The organism is Salinispora oceanensis, from assembly GCF_000383575.1.
Classification (GTDB): Bacteria; Actinomycetota; Actinomycetes; order Mycobacteriales; family Micromonosporaceae; genus Micromonospora; species Micromonospora oceanensis.
Genome location: NZ_KB911579.1, coordinates 3,638,795 through 3,657,317, shown reverse-complemented (window position 1 = coordinate 3,657,317; position 18,523 = coordinate 3,638,795). Strand labels below are relative to the sequence as shown.

The window sequence follows — 18,523 nt, the reverse complement described above, 5'->3', positions numbered from 1 at the left end:
CCTTCGACCGAACCCAGGGCCGAACCGGCACGCCCCGCCGCCATCATGAACCAGCCGCCCGCCAACACCCAGTCGGAGCAGGTGAACCTGGGGTCCCGGCGGCGGTAAGGTCTGGCCTCAGGCTGCCGGGTCCGGATCCGTCAATGCGCGGACGTCCCACATCCAGACGTCCAGTTCGCGCCTGCCCGGACCGACCAGTTGCTCGACGGTCAGCCGCAGCGGCTCCGCGTGATGCTGGTCCACCGGTAGGACCAGGATCGCGGCCCGCCAGTGCCGCAGGTCGTCCAGGGCCCGCCGGTGCTGCCGGTCGTCGAGTTGCAGCGCACGTCCGGTGCTGGCGACCTCGCTGAGCAGTTCACCGAGCCCGCTGGGGCGGCCGCCGAACCGGCCCGGGTCGCCGGTGTTGGCGTTGCGCGGCGCCAGGAAGTAGCCACCGGGGATCTTGAAGTCGAGGTTGGCGGCGGCGGCCCAGCGCATGCCGTGGGTGTTACCCATGCTCGGCACCGGAATGGGCACCAGCGTCTGGTCCTCCGCCACGTAGCCGCGCCACCGGTCGGCGGTGATGAACTCCGGCACCGGTGGTCGGGAGGTCACCGCCAGCGGCATGGGCGCGATCGGCAACAACGCCAGCACCAGCCCGGCGGCGGTGCGCAGCCGCAGGGTGCGCCGGGGCAGCGGCAGCCTTCGGGACCGGTCAACCGCGAGCGTCAGCAACAGCCCGACGGTGACGGTGGTGATGAGCCCGAACCGGGTCGGCACCACCGCGTCCAGCAGCGGCAGCCGAACCAGCCACTCCCACGGTCCCACCCCGATCTCCTGGTCCCACCAGGAGATCCGCTCGCCGAGGGAGAGCACCGCGAAGAAGATCCCGGTCGCCGCGAGGGCCCGCACGACCACGTCGTGGCGCAGCCACAGGACGATGCCGACGGCGATCAGGGAGAGGCTCCAGCCGAAGAAGGCGTTCTCCTCCGAGTAGTTCGGGGCGAGGCCGGTGTTGGCCGCGTCGTCCCCGCCCAGGGTGGGCGAGCCCGGGGCGACGAACGCGGCGATGTCGTTGCCGTAGTCCCGGACCGCGTCGCTCAGCCCGTGGTACGCCATCGGCCCGGCGAACTGCACGTAGAGCGGGTACGCCAGTAGCGCGCCCGCCACCACCGTGCAGGTGGCGAGCGACTTCGCCAACGGCCGCCACGCCGCCCGCCACAGTTGGGGCCGCTGCGCCAGCACGGCGGCGAGGAAGACTCCGCACGCCATCGCGGTGAAGAGCAGGATCTCCTCGTTGATGAACGCCTGCACGACAACCAGCAGGGCGAGCAGCAGGCCGTCCCGGTACGGACGCTGGGACCGGGTGATGACGAGCACCCGCCACACGATGAACGGCAGCAAAAACTGACTGATGATGTTGGGGTGCCAGTTGGCGTGCGACAGCATCGCCGGGGAGAACCCGCAGAACCATCCGCCGACCGCCGCCGCCAGTCGACTGCGCACGAGGTGCCGGCTGAGCACCACGTACCAGGCGGTCGCGGTGCCGGCGAGTCCAAGGGTGACCAGCAGCACGAAGGTCACCGCCGGGCCGAACAGGAGCGTCACCGGCACCATCGGGATGCCCAGCGCGAGGATGGCCGTATTGGCCATCAGATTGACCCCGTCCGGGTAGTTGAACTGTTCGGTGAAGAACGGGAACTCCCCGTGGAGCACCACCCGCACCGAGTGCGCCAGGAAGAACTGCACCTGCGCCGGGTCACTGCTGTAGAGCGCGGCCACCCGGCCGGTTGGGTCGACCCAGATCTGACTGGTCACCCAGAGCGCGGCGAGCAGGAACCCGCCGACCACCACCGAGTGCTGCCGTCGGGGCGTCCACGACGGCAGCCGGAACCGACGGCGACCCGGGTCCGTCACCGGAGGGTTGGGCCTTGGCTTCCGGTCCCCGTCAGCGACACCGTTCAGCGGGAAGGCACTCGCGCTGTTGAGATCGACCGGCTCGGACGTGGCCACGGTGGCGCGGTCGGCGCGGGTGTCAGCAGGCGTCACAATCGGCGGAGTCTACCTGAGCGGAAATCACACGAAAGCCAGCACACAATCCCTTGTGGGTGGCGCTGGGCGGCACCGTGCCGTCTCGTACCATTGCGGTTCGCAGGAGACAGAGGAGCTAACGGTGCTTGCAGCCCACCGGACCGGCAGGACGGCCGCCGCTGCGCTGGCCCTGGTGGCGACCCTGGCCGGCTGCGGAGCGGTCGCCGACCGGGCACCGGGTGACCTGTCGGTCGGGCATGAGAGCCGGGACGGTTCGCTCACCGTCTGGCCGGCCCGCGGCTCCCTCGCCGACGAGGCCGCGACAACCACGGCGGTGACCGAGGCGGTCCGCGGCTGGCGGTCACCGCTCGGCGACCGAGCCTACCTGCCCACCTCCGGCATCCTCTGGGTCGGCGAGGTCGACGGCGCGCCGCTCGCCCTGGTCGCCGCGGATGTTCCCGGTACGGGCGCCTCCTGGCTGCTCCAGGTCGCCGGGGAGGACGGGCGCCACACCGTCACCCACGCCGTCGAGCACACCGATCCCGGCTACCTGGTCTACTCCGATGTGCTCCCGGTCCACACCGAAGCGGGTCGCCGCTACCTGGTCTCAGCCCGGGTCACCGACCTGACCGGTCCGGATGGCCAGGCGGTGACCATCGAGGGGGGTCTGAGCACACCGGTGGCGGTGCCGACCTGCTCCGCGGTCCCGGTCACCGCCGCGCTACGCGCCACCGAGGCGCTGCCGCAGGGGCGCGCCGCCGAGCGCTTCCTCGACCTCGGTACCGGCCTGGACGCGCCGCGCGACCCGCTGGTACGGGACGAGTCCGGCTCCGGGCAGCAGGCCCTGGCCGGGTTGGACACCTGCGCGCTCGCCGGCGACCAGGGGCCGTTCGGCAGCATCCAACGCCAGTTCGGGAGCCGGACGTCGGCGGCCTCGGTGCCGGCCTCCTGGCCGATGGCGGGGCTGACCCTCCGGACGGTCGGCGAGGGCACGCTCGGTGCCGGCCCGCCGGGTGCGGTGCAGCAGCTCACCTGGGAGACGGCCGACGACGTGATGACAGCGATGCTGTACCGGCCGGGCACCGGTGGCGCAGCGATGATGTCAGCGGCCGATCGGGCCGCACCACTTCAGGCGTACGTCCTGCCGGTGGCGGGGCAGCGGCTGGCCGTGTTGAGCTGGCAGCCGGCTCCGGAGGACTCGCTGTCCGTCCCGGCCGGCACGTCCCACCTCGTTGACCGCCCGGGCCTGGCGATCCTGCCCCTGGCCGACGAGACGGTCACGGTGAGCCTGGCGACCAGCGCGGAGACCCACTACCGTTCCCTGCCCGCTCCGCAGTAGCGCCTAGGGCGACGGCGCCCGTGGCGATGCCGCGGTGCGGGTGGGCGACGGCGAGCGGTCCGCCGTCGCCCACCCGCGCCCTCACTTCGCCGCGGGGGTCCCCCGCGGTGTGACGATCGGCTCCACCTGATCGGAGACGAGCTCCTTCTCGTTGCCGGTGGCGTCAAGGTCGAGCCGGGAGATCCAGCCGGTGACGTCGCGGGCCACGTCCTGGGCGGTCAGGCCGAGGTCGGTGAGAATCTGGGCCCGGGTGCCGTACGGGTGCCAGTCGACCGGTACGCCCAGGTCCTTCACCGGCACCTCGACGTCGGCGTCCCGCATCGCCTGGGCGATGGCGTCGCCGACGCCGCCGGCCCGAACCCCGTCCTCCACAACGACCACGAGCCGATGCCCGGCGGCCAGCTCCACCAGCTCGGCCGGGACCGGCCGGACCCAGCGCGGGTCAACCACGGTCACGCCGTAGCCCTGCTCGCCGACCCGGGCGGCGACCTCCATGCCGAGGCCGGCGAAGGAGCCGACCGCGACCAGCAGCACGTCGGCGCGGGCCGACTCGGCGAGCACGTCCACCGGACCGACCCGGCGCAGCGCCGGCAGGTCGGCGGCGACGGATCCGGTCGGGAAGCGGACGATGGTGGGACCGTCGTCCACGGCGACCGCCTCGCGCAGCTCCTCGCGGAGGGTGGCGGCGTCCCGGGGGGCGGCGAGCCGCAGGCCCGGCACCACCCCGAAGATGGACATGTCCCACATGCCGTAGTGGCTGGGCCCGTCCGGGCCGGTGATCCCGGCCCGGTCCAGCACGAAGGTCACCGGCAGCTTGTGCATCGCCACGTCCAGCAGGACCTGGTCGAATGCCCGGTTGAGGAAGGTCGCGTAGACCGCGACCACCGGGTGCAGACCACCCAGCGCCAACCCGGCAGCCGAGGTGGCGGCGTGCTGCTCGGCGATGCCCACGTCGTAGGTACGCTCCGGGTACTTCCGGGCCAGCTTGACGATGCCGGTCGGCTCGGCCATCGCGGCGGTGATCCCCACCACATCTGGTCGCTCGTCGGCGATCGCGACCAGCTCCTCGGCGAAGACGTGGGTCCACTTCACCGACGGCGCGGCGGTGGCCTTGCCGGTCTCCGTGTCGAAGGCACCGGGGCTGTGGAAACAGTCCGCCTCGTCGTCCTCGGCCGGGCGATAGCCGTAGCCCTTGCGGGTGACCGCGTGCACGATCACCGGGCCGCCGAAGGACTTCGCCGCGCGCAGCGCCCCCTCGACCGCCGTGATGTCGTGCCCGTCAACCGGGCCGACGTACTTGATGCCGAGGTCCTCGAACATCGCCTGCGGCGCGACCGCGTCCTTGATGCCCCGCTTGACCGCGTGCAGCACCTCGTACATCGGCCGGCCGACCAGCGGGGTCGAGCCGAGCGCCTCCCGGACCGTGTCCAGCACCCGCTCGTAGCCGGGGTTCAGGCGCAGCGTCGAGAGGTGGTCGGCGAGCCCGCCGATCGTCGGCGAGTAGGAGCGACCGTTGTCGTTGACCACGATCACCAGCGGGTTGCCGGCGGTCGCGATGTTGTTCAGCGCCTCCCAGCACATCCCGCCGGTCAGCGCGCCGTCGCCGACCACGGCCGCCACCGCCCGGGACTCGCCCCGCAGCGCGTACGCCTTGGCCAGCCCGTCGGCGTAGGAGAGGACGGTGGAGGCGTGCGAGTTCTCGATCAGGTCGTGCTCGCTCTCGGCCTGACTCGGGTAGCCGGCGAGCCCGCCGCGCTGGCGCAGCTTGTCGAAGCCACCCTGCCGGCCGGTGAGAATCTTGTGTACGTAGGCCTGGTGGCCGGTGTCGAACAGGATCCGGTCCCGGGGGGAGTCGAAGACCCGGTGCAGCCCGAGGGTCAGCTCCACCACCCCCAGGTTGGGGCCGATGTGCCCGCCGGTGCGGGAGACCTTGGCCACCAGAAAGTCACGGATCTCGGCGGCGAGGATGTCCAGCTGCTCGGTGGACATCCGCTTGATGTCCTGCGGACCGCTGACGGCGGCCAGCAGCCCCGGTTGGTTTGCCGGGTCCCGTTCAACACTCATGACCGGAGAGTCTATCGGCCGAGCGACAGCTCGCAGTCCGGTCGGGAGCACCCGGAGCGGTCCGCCGGACGCCGGCAACGCTGAGCCGGTGGTCAGGCTTCGCTCCGCTGCTGGTGCGGCGAGTCGGGCGGCAGCAACAACCCCACCAGCTCCACGTGCTGGGTCATGGGAAAGAGGTCGAAGCCGCGCAGCGCGGCCAGCCGCCAGCCCAGCTCGGCGAAGCCGCGGACATCCCGGGCGAAGGCGGCCGGGTCGCAGGCCACATACGCCACCGCGCGCGCTCCGGCGGCGGCCACCGCCCGCACCACCCGGGCCCCGGCTCCGGAGCGGGGTGGATCGAGCACCACCAGGTCCACCGGCGCGGTGTGCCGCCCCCGGTCCAACACCGCGGCGACCCGGCCCGGGACGATGCCGACCTGTGGCAGATCCCGCAGGTTCTGCCGGGCGGCGGCGATGCCGGCGCCGGCGGCCTCAACGAGGGTGACCCGACCGGTGGCACCGACCCGCTCCGCCAGCGCGGCGGCGAAGAGACCCGCCCCGCCGTACAGGTCCCAGGCGGTCTCCCCGGGCTGCGGGTCGAGCTGCGCCAGCACCGCGTTGACCAGGGTGTCCGCCGCCGCCGGGTGGACCTGCCAGAATGCCGACGGGGGCAGCGTCCACCGGCGGCCGACGGCCTCCTCGTGGACCCGTTCCGGCCCGCTCACCGGCCGCGCCGTCCCGCCGGCGACGGCGGTCACGGTCACGTCCCCACCGGTCGAGGCGACCGACTCGACGGCGTCGGCGTCCGGCCACCGTACGGGGCCGAGCACCGGCAGTTGTTGAATCGCCGGGTGGGCGATCCGGCACCGGTCGATCGGCACCACCTCGTAGGAGCGGTGCTTGAGCAGGCCGGCCCGGCCGGCGCCGTCGACGGTGTAGCGCACCCGGGAACGCCAGCCCAGCGACCCGCCGGGCAGCGCCTCGACCTGGATGCCCAGCGCGTCCAGCTCCCCCTCGGTCAACCCGCCCAGTCGGGTGAGTTGCTCGCGGATCACCCCCGCCTTCCAGGTCAGCTGCGCCTCGGGGGACACGTGCTGCAGGTCACAGCCGCCGCAGCGGCCGGGCTTCGCGTACGGGCAGGGGGGCTCCACCCGCTCCGGTGCGGCCTGCAGCACCGTCACCGCGTCGGCCCGGACGAACCCACGGTGTACCTCGGTGACCTCGACCACCACCCGCTCGCCGGGCAGCGCGTGCCGAACGAAGACCACCTGGCCGGCGACCCGGGCGACGCAGTGCCCGCCCGGGGCCACCGCCCCGACGGTCAACTCGACCCGCTCGGCCTCTGCCAGCCCCTCGTCACCGGTCACCGGCCACCTCCATCGGACGGGTCCGGACCGCTCCGGGGCGGCGGAGCGGGGACCGTTGGCGTGCCATCTGCCGGCTCCGGGCCGCCCGGCGTCGCCCGGGGACCGCGGGCCGGCCCGCGACTGAGCGTCTCGTCCAGCCGGTCCAGATCCTTGCCCTCGGTCGAGGCGAGCTGCCACGGCACGCTGGTGACCATCACTCCCGGTTCGAAGAGCAGCCGACCCTTGAGCCGCAGTGCGCTCTGGTTGTGCAAGAGGTTCTCCCACCAGTGGCCGACCACATATTCGGGGATGAAGACGGTGACCACGTCGCGGGGCGAGGACCGGCGGACGCCGGCCACGTAGTCGAGGATCGGTCGGGTGATCTCCCGATACGGCGAGTCGATCACGGTCAGGGCGACCGGCACGTCCCGCCGTTCCCACTCGGCCTGCAGCCGGCGGGTGTCCTGGTCGTCCACGTTCACCGTCACCGCGGTCAGGCTGTCGGGCCGGGTGACCTGCGCGTAGGCGATCGCCCGCAGGGTCGGCTGGTGCACCTTGCTGACCAGCACGACCGCGTGGTTACGGGCCGGCTTCACCGGCCGCCCCTCGTCGGGGATGAGCTCGACGGCGACTCGGTCGTAGTGCCTCCGGATCCCCAGCATCACCAGGTAGATCATGATCATCGCGGCGATGGCGATCCACGCGCCGAGCAGGAACTTCGTGACGACCACGATCACCAGTACGGTGGCGGTCATCGCCATGCCGAAGCTGTTGATCGCCCGGGAGCGGATCATCTGCCGGCGGACCTGCTGGTCGCGTTCCACCCGGAGGTAGCGGTTCCAGTGCCGGATCATGCCGGCCTGAGACAGGGTGAACGAGACGAAGACACCGACGATGTAGAGCTGGATCAGCTTGGTCACCTCGGCCTGGAAGCCGATGATCAGCACGATCGCGAAGCCGGCCAGGAAGAGGATGCCGTTGGAGAACGCGAGCCGGTCCCCCCGGGTGTGTAGCTGCCGGGGCAGGTAGCGATCCTGGGCGAGGATCGACCCGAGCACCGGGAAGCCGGTGAACGCGGTGTTCGCGGCCAGGAAGAGGATCAGGGCGGTGACGCCGACGACCACGAACAGCAGCAGCGAGCCGGAGCCGAAGATGGTCTCGCCGAGCTGCGCGGTGACGGTCTTCTGCACGTACCCGTCGGGGCCGCCGACGATCTGCCGGGCCGGGTCCTCCACGAACTGCAGGCCGGTCAGCCGGGCCAGCCAGACGATGCCGACCAGCATGGTCACCGCCACCGCGCCGAGCATGAGCAGGGTGGTCGCCGCGTTGCGGCTCTTCGGCGACCGGAAGGCAGGCACCCCGTTGGAGATCGTCTCGACGCCGGTGAGCGCAGCGCAGCCGGAGGAGAAGCTCCGCAGCAGCAGGAACGCCATCGCCCACCCGGTCGTGTCGCTCCACTCGGTGGCGATGACCAGGTCCGCGCTCGGAGCCCGCAGGTCGTGGCCGAGCAGCACCACCCGGACCAGCCCGGTGAGGATCATGCCAACGATAACGATCATGAAGCCGTAGGTGGGGATGGCGAAGGTGGTACCGGACTCCTTGATCCCCCGCAGGTTGACGGCGGCGAGCAGCACCACCGCGGCGACGGCCACCGCCACCTTGTGGGTGGCCACGAAGGGGATCACCGCGCCCAGGTTCGCCACCCCGGACGCGACCGACACGGCGACGGTCAACACGTAGTCGACCAGGAGGGCACTGGCCACGCCGACACCGGCGCGGCGCCCCAGGTTGACCGTGGCCACCTCGTAGTCGCCGCCACCGGACGGGTAGGCGTACACGTTCTGCCGGTAGCTCGCCACCACGGCGAGCATCACCACGACCACCGCCAGGGCGATCCACGGCGAGAAGACGAACGCCGAGGCCCCGGCGAACGAGAGCATCAGCAGGATCTCGTCGGGGGCGTACGCCACGCTGGAGAGCGCGTCGGAAGCGAAAACGGGCAGGGCGATGCGCTTCGGCAGCAGGGTGTGCTGGAGTCGGTCGGACCGGAACGGTCGACCGACGAGCAGTCGCTTCACCAGCGAGGCGGGTCGGGCCACAACCGCCAAGCGTACGACCTTCGGCCACGCCCACGCCCGGGTGGCCGGAGACCGGGGGGTGCAGGCACGGAGTACCGTCGGTCCGCGTCCGCCCCGGGGACGTGACAGGCTCGTCCAACAGCCGCAACGGCTGGTGCGGGCGGATGTTGAGGAGGGGCACACGGTGCATGTGGTGATCATGGGCTGTGGGCGGGTCGGAGCGACCCTCGCACACGGTCTGGAGGCCCGCGGACACTCGGTAGCGGTCGTCGACCAGAATTCCGACGCCTTCCGCCGACTCGGCCCGGACTTCGCCGGCATCACGGTGACCGGCGCCGGCTTCGACGGAGAGGTGCTCCGGCAGGCCGGCATCCAGCGAGCGGACGCGTTCGCGGCCGTCTCCAGCGGCGACAACTCCAACATCATCTCCGCTCGGCTGGCGCGGGAGACCTTCGGTGTCACCCACGTCGCGGCGCGCATCTACGACCCGCGACGGGCTCAGGTCTACGAGCGTCTCGGCATCCCGACGGTGGCCACCGTCCGGTGGACCGCCGACCGGATGCTGCGGCACCTGGTGCCAGAGGGCAACGAGGCGTTGTTCCGGGACCCGACGAGCACCGTCTCGATCGTGGAGGTGCCGGTGCACAAGGACTGGGTCGGCCGCTCGGTGCTGGCGCTGGAGAAGACAACCGGCGCCCGGGTGGCGTACCTCACCCGGTTCGGCATCGGCACGTTGCCGACGCCGAGCACCGTCGTACAGGAGGGGGACCAGATCTTCATGCTGGTCACCGACGACATCGTCAACGCGGTCACGTCAGCGGCGGCGCAGCCGCTGGAAGGGGGGCAGTGACATGCGGGTCGCCATCGCCGGCGCCGGGAACGTGGGCCGCTCCATCGCCCAGGAGCTGATCGAGAACGGCCACCAGGTGACGCTGATCGAGCGGCAGCCCACGATGCTCCGACCCGAACGGGTGCCGGACGCGGAGTGGGTGCTGGCCGACGCCTGTGAGTTGACCAACCTGGAGGAGGCCGAGCTGGCCAACCGCGACGTGGTGGTCGCCGCCACCGGGGACGACAAGGTCAACCTGGTGGTCTCACTGCTGGCCAAGACCGAGTTCGCGGTGCCCCGGGTGGTCGCCCGGATCAACCGGGCCGAGAACGAGTGGCTCTTCACCGAACAGTGGGGGGTGGATGTGGCGGTCAGCAAGCCGCGGGTGATGGCCGCCCTGGTGGAGGAGGCGGTGACCGTCGGTGACCTGGTCCGACTGATGACCTTCCGACAGGGGGAGGCGAACCTGGTCGAGATCACGCTGCCGACGAGCGCCCCGTACGTCGGTCAACCGCTACGGGAAGTGCCACTGCCCCGCGACGCGGCGCTGGTGGCGATCCTGCGCGGCAAGCGGGTGCTGGTGCCCAGCCCGGACGACCCGATCGAGGCCGGCGATGAGCTGATCTTCGTCTGCACGGCGGAGGTGGAGGACTCCGTCCGGACGGTGGTGCTCGGCCCGGACAGCGTCGAGCGGACCCGCAAGGCCTGCTGAGCGGAGCGGACGGCGGTTACTCGACCGGGGCCTGGGGGGCCTGAGGCGTCAGGGGGGCTTCGGGGGTCTGCCGGGTCACCCGACGCACCGTCCAGACCGTGATCAGCAGGAGCAGCACGTACGGCGGATAGCCGAGCAGGAGGCGGGCGACGCCGAGCGCGGTGTCCTGGTGGGCGAGGTAGAGCCCGGCCTGCACCCCGACCTTCGCCAGCCAGACCACCCCCCAGAGCACGGTCAACCGGGTGAAGGTCCGCACCAGGATCGGGTCCTGACGCCAGTCGGAGGCGCCCTTGGCCACCAGGATCGACCAGATCCAGCCGACCAGGGGCTGCCGGATCGCCGCCGACACCAGCAGCGCCACGCCGTAGCCGATGCCGTAGAGGATGCCGGGCAGGTAGAAATCCCGCTCGTCGCCGCTGCGCCAGGCGATCGCCGCGCCGATCGCGATCCCGAACAGCCCGTTCACCGCGTGCCGCACCGGCCGCCGCTGGGCCAGCCGCAGCACCGCGATCAACACCGCGACCCCCACCGCGGCGATCACCGCCGGCCGCAGCTCACCGATGATGTTGGCGACCACGAAGACGACCACCGGAATGCTGGACTCCAGCATTCCGCGCCAGCCCCCCAGCTGGTCGGCCATCTGCTCGGCGAGCGTCGGGAGCGGCTCCTCCGCCCCCGTGCCCGGCTGCGCCGTCGGGCGCTGTCCCGTCGTCACTTCGGCGGCTCCAACTCGTAGTACGGGTTGTAGATGACCTTACGGTCACCTCGGATGGCGACCCGCCCCCGTGCGGTCAGATGTCGGCCCGGTTCGATGCCGGCGATGTGCCGCCGGCCCAGCCATACCAGGGTCACCACATCGCTGCCGTCGTACAGGTCCGCCTCCAACGTCGGCTGGTTGGTCCGCGGCGTGTAGACCACGGTGCGGAGCCGGCCGGAGACCGCGACCAGCTGGCCCCGGCAGCACTGGCGGGCCGGCATACCGCCGTGTTCGGCACTCTCCCGGAGCAGCTCCTGCGCCTCGATCTCCGCCTCGGTCGCGGTGAGCCGGCGTAGCACGCGCCGCAGCGAACCCCGTCGCTCGTCGGTCGACATGACCTCCGCGTCACCCTCTCCGGGCTGGGCCGACCCTCCGGGACCGGCGGTGGAGCGGCCCACCGCACGTCGGGACCGCTCCGCCAGCGTACGCCGACGGAGCGGATCCCAGCGATTGGTGCAGCGCCGTCAGGCCTGCGGGGCCGGCTTCGGCTCGGCGGCGGAGCCGCCCGCGGCGGCCTGTTCCGCTGCCGCCTGTTCGGCGGCCTCCCGGGGCAGGCGCAGGGGCAGCGGCTCCCGCACCGGCCGGGCCTCCTGCCCCCGGTCAACGACGAGGCCCTCCAGACAGACAGTCAGCGGGCCGGCCGCATCCGGCTCGGTCGCCGCCGTGCCTTGGTAGACGGCGCGGACCATCCAGCGCGGCCCGTCAATGCCGACGAACCGCAGGTCGGTACGGCCGTCCTGGGTGGGGACCTGGGCCCGTAGCTCAATGCCGTACGTACCCGCGACCTCCTCGGTGGTGGCGCCGTCGTTGGACAGGGACTGGTGGATCTCCTCGCGTACCTCGTCCCAGATGCCCGAGCTGCGCGGGGCGGCGAAGACCCCAAGCTGAAGCGCGTTCTGCCCGTGCACGAGCACCACCTGCTGGACAGCGCCCTGCGGGTCGGCCTGCACCCGCACCTCGACCCCGCCGACCGCGGGAATCTGCAGGCTCCCCAGGTCGAGCCGCTGCACCCCGGCCGGCGCCTCGCTCACATCGTAGGGACCAGGGGCCGGTGTCACCGAGTTCGTCGCCTCGTGCGCGTCCTGGGCCTCGGGCCGCTCGTCGCGCGGGCGTCGTTCGGCACCGGCCCGCTTTCGGGAGAAGATCACTGCGTACACCCTCCGCTGTTCACGCTGTTCACGCCCACCCTGTCACTTTCCTTCGCTACCGGTGATGCGCCCGCGCCGGCTATCACGATGCCTCCGACACCGGCTGCCGGCCGTCAGTCGCCCCGGGGGCCGACCCCAGGCCGGCGTGACCGCCGGTGGAGCCGTGCCCGCCGGCGCCCCGCTGGGACGCGGGCAGCTCCGTCGCCAGCTGGAACCCCGCCCGGGCCACCCGCTGCACGACCAGCTGTGCAATGCGGTCACCGCGCGCGATCCGCGCCACCGCCTCCCGATCATGGTTGATCAGGTTGACCAGAATCTCACCCCGGTAGCCGGCGTCGACCGTACCGGGCGCGTTGAGCACGGTCACGCCGAGCCGAGCCGCCAGACCCGAACGGGGGTGGACCAGGCCCACATACCCCTCGGGCAGCGCGATGGCCACCCCGGTCGGCACCAGGGCCCGGCCACCGGGGGGCAGCTCCACATCCGCAGCGGCCACCAGGTCCGCCCCCGCATCGCCGGGATGGGCGTACGCAGGGAGCGGCAGCCCAGGGTCGAGCTGCCGCACAGGCACGGGTACGACGTCGGTCACGGTTTCCTCTTCCATCCGGTTCCTGGGTGACCTGCCCATCCTGCCCGGTACTCACCGCGGCGCGCGCCGTACCCTTCATCTCGTGCGCGTCTCCTCGTCCCCGGCTGCCCGCTACACCGAACGGCTAGATCTGCCGTGGTGGCTCTGGCTGGGCGGATTCGCCGTGGCCGGGCTGCTCGCCGCCGAGGTTTGGCTGGGCGCGGCGGGCGTCCGGGCGTGGCTACCGTTCGTGCTGCTGCTCCCGGCGTGCCTGGTGAGCCTGCTCTGGCTGGGCCGGATCCGGGTGGCGGTTGACGACGACGAGCTGCGGGTGGACGACGCGCGGCTGCCGGCCCGGTTCGTCGCCGAGGTCATCCCGTTGGACGCCGCCGGGCGACGGGAGGTGCTCGGCGTCGGCGCGGACCCCCTGGCGTTCGTGATCCAGCGGCCGTGGATCCCCGGCGCCGTGCAGGTGGTGCTTGACGACCCGGCTGACCCGACCCCGTTCTGGGTGGTGAGCACCCGGCGGCCGGTGCAGTTGGCGGAGGCGCTCCTCGCCGCCCGGGACGCGGCCCACACCGGCCAGGAGACGACCCACACCGGCCAGGAGGCGGCCGATACCAGTCGAGACTGAATCGGCCGCGGCGCCACCGGCTGCGGGCGGCTCGCAAGACAGGGCCACCGACTGCCGGAGGGCTCACGGTGGATCGGGGGGCGCCCCAGCCCGGCGCCGGAGATCAGCACGGAGCAGGTCGGCCGTCGCGCGCGTGGCCCGACGGTTCAGGTAGCCCGCGACAGCCGCGCCGGTGAGGAACGGGCCCAGCGTGGTGAGGTTGCGGCCGAGGCGTCGGACCAGCCGGTCCCGTAGCTCACGACGGGCTGCGGCACCCAGCACCGCGCTCACTCCAACGCCCGGCTTCATCGGGTTGATCCCTCGCCGCCCGGACCAGGAGACGACGAGCGCCACCGCCCGCTGGGCCCCACCGGCAGGCAGCGGCACCCCGTACACCTCGTGCAGCTCGCCGACCAGCTTCAGTTCGATCGCGACCACCGCAACCGTCTCGGCGGCCAGCAGCACCGGCGCCGTGAGCAGGCTCGGGGGCACCGTCCACTCGACAGCGGCGACGCCACCACCGGCAGCGCCCACTCCGGCGCTCGCCCGGGCGGCGTTCCGGACGAGACGTTCGGCCAGCGCCTCACCGTCCAGGTCAGGGAAGTGCCGACGGAGCGTGGCCCGGTCTCGGACCGGCACGTGCGGGGCGATCTCGGCGATGGTGTCAACCATCCAGCCGAGCGCCGACCCTGGCCGGAACAGGTCGCCGAACCCGCGGGTCTGAGCCTGCCCGACCAGGCGACCGAGGAGCTGCCCGCGCCGGGTCGACGAGACATCGTCGGCGGTCAGCTCCGCGACGGTGGCACCGAGATCGTCGGCGTCACCGACCGGTTGGTCGACGGTGTGGTCCGGCTCGGTGTGGTCCGGCTCGGCGCGATCCCGCTCGGTCATGGCACCGGGCCTCCCGCTGGACTGGGCCGCGCGGGCGGCCGACCGGGACGGGGGCGCCGCTGCCCACCGGACCGCCGCACGGCGACCGGGGTGCGCGGCGGCCCCGGCACAGAGCCGCCGCCCGTGGTGAGGTTCTTGTCCCGGTCAGACGCACTCGCGGCAGATGAGGTCGCCGTTGCGCTGGGCCGCTAACTGGCTGCGGTGGTGCACCAGGAAGCAACGCCCGCAACGGAACTCGTCCTGCTGCATCGGCAGCACCTTGACCGTCAGCTCCTCGTCGGCCAGGTCGGCGCCGGGAAGCTCGAAGCTCTCCGCCACCTCGGCCTCGTCCACATCCACGGCGCCCGACTGTGAGTCGACGCGCCGGGCCTTCAGCTCTTCCAGGCTGTCCTCGCCGAGGTCGACCTCGTCGCGACGCGGGGCGTCGTAGTCGGTGGCCATCGGTTCACTCTCCCATATCGATGTTGTCGCTTCCGGTTGTAACGCCGGACGACGTTGTTTCGGTTCCGCTGGGCGGCCACCACTTGTGTCGTTCACCCGACCCGGCAGGAGTCGGGTCGACGCCGCCAGAGAACTACCCAGCGAGCGCGGTACCTTACCTCCACTGCGGGCGTGGCATGTATACCGCCCTCGTGGAAGAGATGTACGCCTCCGCACGGGAAGTTGTTCCCAATGTGACTCAGGCGACATGAAGATAGGGGTAGTACTACCTCGTTCCCGGCCGGCACGCCGGCATGTCCGGCTGTTTCCACGCCGCCGCCGGACAACCGTTAACCTCAGCGGCGTACCGGATGGCCGTTCGGGCGCCTCGCCCACCGTTGACGACCGTCGCCCTCCTCCGTCCCGGGAGCACCTTGATGAGCTTTGCGCGAGTGCGAGCACTCGTCGTCGTCGCCCTGTTAGCGATCCTGGCGCTGATCTTCACCGTTGTCGCCCTCGTCCGGGACACGCAGAGCAACGCGGGGCGCGGCGCCGGCTGCGAGGCGGGCTGGCCGGAGGCGGACGTCACCCTCCGTGAGCCGGCCGAGGTGAAGATCAAGGTGCTCAATGGGACCGACCAGGTGGGCCTCGCCGGCAAGGTCTCCGACGACTTCCGAAATCGGAAGTTCCAGATCGAGGAGACTGGCGACGCGGCGAAGACCGACAACATCGCGGTCCTGCGATACGGGCCGAAGGGCGTTGGTTCGGCGCACCTCCTGCGGGCCTACTTCCTGGACAACGCCGCGATCGAGTTCGACCCGGAGCGCGCCGAGCCCACCGTGGACATCATCCTGGGCAGCGCCTTCCAGCAACTCGCCACCACGACCGAGGTCAACCAATCCCTCGGTGACCTCGGGGCACCGGTGGCGCCGCCCGGCACCTGCCCGTTCCAGGAGGAGTGACCAAAGCTCCCGGTGCGGCTCTCCCGCCGGTCGGTCTTCCGGGACCGCCGGCGGTCGGTTCTCAGGGGCCGCCGGCGGCGTCGAGGTCGGCCAGCCGGTCGTGCAGCGGCGCAAAGAGCCCCGGGGGTGCGGCGATCACCAGATCCGGCCCGGCCGGCGCCCCACCCAAGCCGCCGACCCGGAGTCCGGCTTCGGTGGCCACCAGCCCTCCCGCGGCGAGGTCCCAGGCGGCTAGCCCCTTCTCGTAGTAGGCGTCCACCCGCCCCTCGGCGGTGAGGCAGAGATCGAGGGCCGCCGCGCCGAACCGACGGATGTCACGGATGTGCGGGATCAGCTCGACCAGTACGCGGCCCTGATGCTGCCGGCGGCGCGGGTCGTAGCCGAAGCCGGTGGCCACCAGGGCCTGGCCCAGATCTGGCTCGGTGGAGCAGCGCAGTCGTTGGCCGTCCCGCCAGGCGCCGCCACCGACGGTCGCGGTCCACTCCTCACCGGTGACGACGTTGCGCACCACGCCGGCGACCACCACCCCGTCCACCTCAGCGGCGAGCGAGACCGCGCTGTGCGGAATGCCGTACAGGTAGTTGACGGTGCCGTCGATGGGATCAACGATCCATCGGACAGCGCCAGCGGTGCCCGCCTCCCCGTACTCCTCACCCAGCACGGAGTCTCCCGGCCGGAGCCGGCGCAGCGCCTCGCGCACCTGCCGCTCCACCGCCCGGTCGGCCGCGGTCACCACGTCGGTGACGGTGCTCTTGGTCGCGGCCACCGAGACACCCTGACTGCGCATCCGGTACGCCGTCGCGGCTGCCTCCCGCGCCACCTCGATCGCGATCTCCAGCAGTTCCCGCGGCTCCGGTACCGAGCGGACCATTCTCGTCCCCTTCCCGCACGACCGGGGTGGTCGCGACCATATGCGGGTATCATCCTTTCAAAGTCCACATCCGCGCCAAATCGGCGGTCCAATCGGCGGTCCGGCGTGCGCCGCCGAATGATCGCCGTGGACAGCGTTACAATTCACCCTGCCCACGCGCCACGGACCGCCACCAACCGGCGGGCCCGCGACACGGGGGGCCAACGACTCGCCCGGCACCGCGCTCCGCCCCACGCCGGACGACCCTGCCGTGCTCGCTCTTCGCCACCGGAAGGTCATTCGTGACAGAACCCCGCCAGACCGGCGCCGACGTTCGTTCGCTCACCGACACCTTGATCGCACATGCGCAGAGCGCCGGTGGTCAGCTCACGTCGGCACAGCTCGCGCGCACTGTCGAGTCAGCCGAGGTGACTCCGGCCCAGGCCAAGAAGATCCTCCGGGCGCTCTCGGAGGCGGGGGTGACCGTCGTGGTTGACGGTTCGGCCAGCACCACCCCACGCCGCCGGGTGGCCGCCGCCCGGTCGACCACCCCAGCCTCCCGGGCCACCACCGCCAAGACCACCAAGAAGGCCGCCGCGCCCACTTCCAAGGCTGCACCGACGGGGGCCGAGGCACCGGCCCCAGCGCCGCGGAAGGCCACCGCCCGCAAGGCCGCCGGTGCTGCCGCCGACGGCGCCAAGGCCGTGCCGGCGAAGAAGGCCACCCGGGCCACCAAGGCAACCGTGGCCGCGGCGACCGGCCCGGCGAAGACCACGACGAAGACCGCGAAGGCCACGAAGTCCACCAAGAGCGGGGCTGCCGGCGAGGTCGACGCGGAGGAGTTGGCCGCCGAGATCGAGGACGTGGTGGTTGACGAGCCGGCGGAGCTGACCCGGGCCGCCGAGACCGACGCGGCCAACTCCGCCAGCGACAACGACTTCGAGTGGGACGACGAGGAGTCCGAGGCCCTCAAGCAGGCCCGCCGGGACGCGGAGCTGACCGCCTCCGCCGACTCCGTCCGGGCGTACCTGAAGCAGATCGGCAAGGTCCCGCTCCTCAACGCCGAGCAGGAGGTCGAGCTCGCCAAGCGGATCGAGGCCGGTCTCTACGCCACCGAGCAGCTGCGCGCGGCGGAGGAGAGCGACGAGAAGTTCAGCCGCGACATGCAGCGCGACATGATGTGGATCTCGCGGGACGGGGAGCGGGCAAAGAACCATCTCCTGGAGGCGAACCTCCGCCTGGTGGTGTCGCTCGCCAAGCGCTACACCGGCCGTGGGATGGCCTTCCTCGACCTGATCCAGGAAGGCAACCTCGGCCTGATCCGCGCCGTCGAGAAGTTCGACTACACCAAGGGCTACAAGTTCTCCACCTACGCCACCTGGTGGATCCGCCAGGCCATCACCCGCGCCATGGCCGACCAGGCCCGTACCATCCGCATCCCGGTGCACATGGTCGAGGTGATCAACAAGCTCGGCCGGATCCAACGCGAGCTGCTCCAGGACCTGGGCCGCGAGCCCACTCCGGAGGAGCTCGCAAAAGAGATGGATATCACACCGGAGAAGGTGCTGGAGATCCAGCAGTACGCCCGGGAGCCGATCTCGCTCGACCAGACCATCGGCGACGAGGGCGACAGCCAGCTCGGTGACTTCATCGAGGACTCCGAGGCCGTGGTCGCGGTTGACGCGGTGTCATTCTCGCTCCTCCAGGACCAGCTCCAGCAGGTGCTGCAGACGCTGTCCGAGCGGGAGGCCGGGGTGGTCCGCCTCCGGTTCGGCCTGACCGATGGTCAGCCACGTACGCTGGACGAAATCGGCCAGGTTTACGGGGTGACCCGAGAGCGCATCCGGCAGATCGAGTCCAAGACGATGTCCAAGCTGCGTCACCCGTCCCGGTCGCAGGTTCTCCGGGATTACCTGGACTAGGGGGCGCTGGGACCGAAATCCGCGCCGGACCTCAC

17 protein-coding genes are annotated in these 18,523 nt (G+C 71.8%); 6 read left to right on the top strand and 11 right to left on the bottom strand.

Translation table 11 applies throughout. The features are described from left to right. Positions 1-117: 117 nt before the first annotated feature. Complete coding sequence (locus tag SALPAC4_RS0116950) at positions 118-2,028, bottom strand: glycosyltransferase family protein (RefSeq protein WP_019871325.1); 1,911 nt, start codon at positions 2,026-2,028, stop codon at positions 118-120. A 124-nt stretch (positions 2,029-2,152) separates the two neighbouring features. Here SALPAC4_RS0116950 and SALPAC4_RS0116945 point away from each other — a divergent pair, with 124 nt between their 5' ends. After that, positions 2,153-3,349, top strand: a complete 1,197-nt coding sequence (locus SALPAC4_RS0116945) for a hypothetical protein (RefSeq protein ID WP_019871324.1) — start codon at positions 2,153-2,155, stop codon at positions 3,347-3,349. A gap of 81 nt (positions 3,350-3,430) precedes the next feature. Here the strand turns inward: SALPAC4_RS0116945 and dxs are convergent, their stop codons facing one another. The 3 genes from dxs to SALPAC4_RS0116930 all read right to left on the bottom strand — a co-directional run bounded on the left by dxs (position 3,431) and on the right by SALPAC4_RS0116930 (position 8,837). Beyond that, the gene (gene dxs / locus SALPAC4_RS0116940; RefSeq protein WP_019871323.1) at positions 3,431-5,413 is read right to left on the bottom strand and encodes a 1-deoxy-D-xylulose-5-phosphate synthase; all 1,983 of its coding nucleotides are present in this window, start codon (positions 5,411-5,413) and stop codon (positions 3,431-3,433) included. A gap of 92 nt (positions 5,414-5,505) precedes the next feature. Then, positions 5,506-6,759, bottom strand: a complete 1,254-nt coding sequence (locus SALPAC4_RS0116935; protein WP_018732689.1) for a class I SAM-dependent RNA methyltransferase — start codon at positions 6,757-6,759, stop codon at positions 5,506-5,508. Next, entirely contained in the window at positions 6,756-8,837 is a 2,082-nt protein-coding gene (locus SALPAC4_RS0116930; RefSeq protein ID WP_019871322.1) for an APC family permease, read from the bottom strand. Before SALPAC4_RS0116930 ends, SALPAC4_RS0116935 begins: the two co-directional genes overlap by 4 nt. Before the next feature lie 163 nt (positions 8,838-9,000). On the opposite strand from SALPAC4_RS0116930, the gene SALPAC4_RS0116925 reads away from it, so the two are divergent. Beyond that, a complete protein-coding gene (locus SALPAC4_RS0116925; protein WP_027644322.1) occupies positions 9,001-9,666 on the top strand; it encodes a potassium channel family protein in 666 nt (221 codons plus the stop codon). A 1-nt stretch (position 9,667) separates the two neighbouring features. Continuing rightward, positions 9,668-10,357 carry a potassium channel family protein gene (locus SALPAC4_RS0116920; protein WP_018737510.1) on the top strand — a complete coding sequence of 230 codons (690 nt, stop codon included), beginning with the start codon at positions 9,668-9,670 and terminating at the stop codon, positions 10,355-10,357. A gap of 16 nt (positions 10,358-10,373) precedes the next feature. Here the strand turns inward: SALPAC4_RS0116920 and SALPAC4_RS0116915 are convergent, their stop codons facing one another. The 4 genes from SALPAC4_RS0116915 to dut all read right to left on the bottom strand — a co-directional run bounded on the left by SALPAC4_RS0116915 (position 10,374) and on the right by dut (position 12,866). Further along, positions 10,374-11,072, bottom strand: a complete 699-nt coding sequence (locus SALPAC4_RS0116915; protein WP_019871320.1) for a DUF3159 domain-containing protein — start codon at positions 11,070-11,072, stop codon at positions 10,374-10,376. After that, positions 11,069-11,449, bottom strand: coding sequence for an OB-fold nucleic acid binding domain-containing protein (locus SALPAC4_RS0116910; protein ID WP_027644321.1), 381 nt, complete (start codon positions 11,447-11,449; stop codon positions 11,069-11,071). Before SALPAC4_RS0116910 ends, SALPAC4_RS0116915 begins: the two co-directional genes overlap by 4 nt. A 129-nt stretch (positions 11,450-11,578) precedes the next feature. Beyond that, positions 11,579-12,271 (bottom strand): DUF3710 domain-containing protein, encoded by a 693-nt coding sequence (locus SALPAC4_RS0116905; RefSeq protein WP_019871318.1) that lies wholly within the window; start codon positions 12,269-12,271, stop codon positions 11,579-11,581. A gap of 73 nt (positions 12,272-12,344) precedes the next feature. After that, a complete protein-coding gene (dut, locus tag SALPAC4_RS0116900) occupies positions 12,345-12,866 on the bottom strand; it encodes a dUTP diphosphatase (protein ID WP_019871317.1) in 522 nt (173 codons plus the stop codon). A 67-nt stretch (positions 12,867-12,933) separates the two neighbouring features. Here dut and SALPAC4_RS0116895 point away from each other — a divergent pair, with 67 nt between their 5' ends. Then, positions 12,934-13,464 carry a DUF3093 domain-containing protein gene (locus SALPAC4_RS0116895; RefSeq protein WP_019871316.1) on the top strand — a complete coding sequence of 177 codons (531 nt, stop codon included), beginning with the start codon at positions 12,934-12,936 and terminating at the stop codon, positions 13,462-13,464. A gap of 63 nt (positions 13,465-13,527) precedes the next feature. Here the strand turns inward: SALPAC4_RS0116895 and SALPAC4_RS0116890 are convergent, their stop codons facing one another. After that, positions 13,528-14,334, bottom strand: coding sequence for a hypothetical protein (locus tag SALPAC4_RS0116890; RefSeq protein ID WP_019871315.1), 807 nt, complete (start codon positions 14,332-14,334; stop codon positions 13,528-13,530). Positions 14,335-14,478: 144 nt separating this feature from the next. Continuing rightward, entirely contained in the window at positions 14,479-14,775 is a 297-nt protein-coding gene (locus SALPAC4_RS0116885) for a DUF4193 domain-containing protein (protein WP_018214600.1), read from the bottom strand. A gap of 431 nt (positions 14,776-15,206) precedes the next feature. Between SALPAC4_RS0116885 and SALPAC4_RS0116880 the strand changes: the two genes are divergently transcribed. After that, positions 15,207-15,716 (top strand): LytR C-terminal domain-containing protein, encoded by a 510-nt coding sequence (locus SALPAC4_RS0116880; protein WP_019871314.1) that lies wholly within the window; start codon positions 15,207-15,209, stop codon positions 15,714-15,716. A gap of 61 nt (positions 15,717-15,777) precedes the next feature. Here SALPAC4_RS0116880 and SALPAC4_RS0116875 read toward each other — a convergent pair whose 3' ends face one another. Beyond that, positions 15,778-16,587 carry an inositol monophosphatase family protein gene (locus tag SALPAC4_RS0116875; RefSeq protein WP_019871313.1) on the bottom strand — a complete coding sequence of 270 codons (810 nt, stop codon included), beginning with the start codon at positions 16,585-16,587 and terminating at the stop codon, positions 15,778-15,780. 281 nt (positions 16,588-16,868) lie between these two features. Here SALPAC4_RS0116875 and SALPAC4_RS0116870 point away from each other — a divergent pair, with 281 nt between their 5' ends. Further along, the gene (locus tag SALPAC4_RS0116870; RefSeq protein ID WP_019871312.1) at positions 16,869-18,488 is read left to right on the top strand and encodes an RNA polymerase sigma factor; all 1,620 of its coding nucleotides are present in this window, start codon (positions 16,869-16,871) and stop codon (positions 18,486-18,488) included. The last annotated feature ends 35 nt before the right edge of the window (positions 18,489-18,523 follow it).

What these genes read in the sequence shown, in the direction of transcription:
- dxs (WP_019871323.1), bottom strand. Translation starts at nt 5,413, where the DNA reads ATGAGTGTTGAACGGGACCCGGCAAACCAACCGGGGCTGCTGGCCGCC.
- SALPAC4_RS0116920 (WP_018737510.1), top strand. Translation starts at nt 9,668, where the DNA reads ATGCGGGTCGCCATCGCCGGCGCCGGGAACGTGGGCCGCTCCATCGCC.
- SALPAC4_RS0116910 (WP_027644321.1), bottom strand. Translation starts at nt 11,449, where the DNA reads ATGTCGACCGACGAGCGACGGGGTTCGCTGCGGCGCGTGCTACGCCGG.
- dut (WP_019871317.1), bottom strand. Translation starts at nt 12,866, where the DNA reads ATGGAAGAGGAAACCGTGACCGACGTCGTACCCGTGCCTGTGCGGCAG.
- SALPAC4_RS0116890 (WP_019871315.1), bottom strand. Translation starts at nt 14,334, where the DNA reads ATGACCGAGCGGGATCGCGCCGAGCCGGACCACACCGAGCCGGACCAC.
- SALPAC4_RS0116885 (WP_018214600.1), bottom strand. Translation starts at nt 14,775, where the DNA reads ATGGCCACCGACTACGACGCCCCGCGTCGCGACGAGGTCGACCTCGGC.
- SALPAC4_RS0116875 (WP_019871313.1), bottom strand. Translation starts at nt 16,587, where the DNA reads ATGGTCCGCTCGGTACCGGAGCCGCGGGAACTGCTGGAGATCGCGATC.